This is a genomic window from Pseudomonas sp. F1_0610 (genome assembly GCF_047470865.1).
In the GTDB taxonomy this organism is placed as follows: Bacteria; Pseudomonadota; Gammaproteobacteria; order Pseudomonadales; family Pseudomonadaceae; genus JAZDRH01.
The window spans coordinates 1-1,549 of sequence record NZ_JAZDRH010000069.1; the positions used below are offsets into that span (position 1 = coordinate 1).

General features: G+C 32.2%; 1 protein-coding gene and 1 pseudogene. Both read right to left on the reverse strand.

Annotated elements, in window-relative coordinates; all coding sequences use genetic code 11:
• Positions 1-260: 260 nt before the first annotated feature.
• Entirely contained in the window at positions 261-923 is a 663-nt protein-coding gene (locus tag VQ643_RS16210; protein WP_414201536.1) for a pentapeptide repeat-containing protein, read from the reverse strand.
• A gap of 421 nt (positions 924-1,344) precedes the next feature.
• Positions 1,345-1,491, reverse strand: a pseudogene (locus VQ643_RS16215) (RHS repeat-associated core domain-containing protein); the annotation flags it as partial.
• Positions 1,492-1,549: the final 58 nt, after the last annotated feature.

Sequence of the window (1,549 nt, forward strand, 5' to 3'; positions counted from 1 at the left end):
GCAATAATCTGTCAACCGAACTATCTCCCAATTCTTATCATTATCATATTTCATAAATCCAATAATTAAAATCTTATTTTTATTTTTTACTGCGTGAAAGTGTAATCCCCCATTTTCCACTTTTTACTTGCAGGATTTATACCCAACTTATAATAATTCATTATTTATTAACCTTCGTCAATATATCATTAAGCCAAGAGCCTGGAGTGATAGCTTCAACTCTCAGTTTTTCAAGTTCTTTTCTAGATGTTTAGAATACTTTATAAAAATTTTAAATTATCAGATACGGAGCAGCTCATGAGCTGAAGCTCAGAAGGTTTATTCGTAACAAATATACTACCTGAGATATTTGAGGAAGACATAATTGCATTATCAAATATACAGTTTTCAAAATAGCAGTTGTAAAAATTACATTTTTTTAAATTAGCATTAGTGAAATCACACTTGATAAATTTTTTACCATTGGCTAAAACATCTTTCATTTCGGAGTTAATAAATTGACAGAAAAAGAAATCAGCATTTAAATTTGATGACTTGAATCTTGCTCCACTGAAATTACATTTTGTAAATTTTTCAGCCAAGTTAGCAGGCATCTGTGAACCAATAAAGTTGCAATCTTCAAGTATTGAACTAATAAATCCAGTTACCCCTCTTGATGGTCCGTACTTATCTTTATTACCACTTATTACCCGTGAATAAGAAAAATCAATATTTGAAATATAGTGGTAACGAATAGGCTCTCTAAAAACAAATCCTCTAAAATCTAATTTATCATTATCGGCGTACCCAAAAGGAGCCATATTCCAACGAGCATTAATAATATTTTTATCTCTCCAATCTTCCTTTTTAAAGATGGCATTTATCTTAAAGTTCAGCTCATCACTCCATCTATCTACCATTTCTTTTTTTAATTTACCATTCATATAAAATGACCTCTATCGATAAATAATATTAATCAGCCAATCCGTAATATTGTTAATATTATATTTACTAATTTTAGATACTTACCCCGAAGTAGTTATACCAAATACAGCTACTTTTCCGTCTGCTAGTTCGAAATGATAATCTGGGCGTAAGCCCCCACCATGAACCTGCTTTTCTAATAATATCTTAAGATATCTATTGTTAATGGTTAATTTGTCCGTTATTTGCTGAATAGCATTCCTTCTAGCAACATTTTTTAACCACTAAGGTATATGTTGATTATTTGCCCAGTTTTTATATATCTTTTTCCAGGTAGTATTCATATGACCACCACGGACAAGATATTTACTTGCTCTCTGTACTGTCTAATCAAGTTCTCTCGCTACCCGATCAACTTTTTGATTTCCGCCTAGCCCACAGATCCACCCATGTTAGTGGATTCGATGCATACTGGTACAGATTCAACCCACCCGCTAACCCGATGGGGTCTTACTGAGTAAAACGGCCTAAATCTGGGGCGTAGTACCTGAAAGTATTATAGTGCAGGCCAGTTTCTTTGTCGAAATATTACTCTTGGAAAAACAAGTCATTCATATTCACCTTTTATATTTTAGATATATAATAT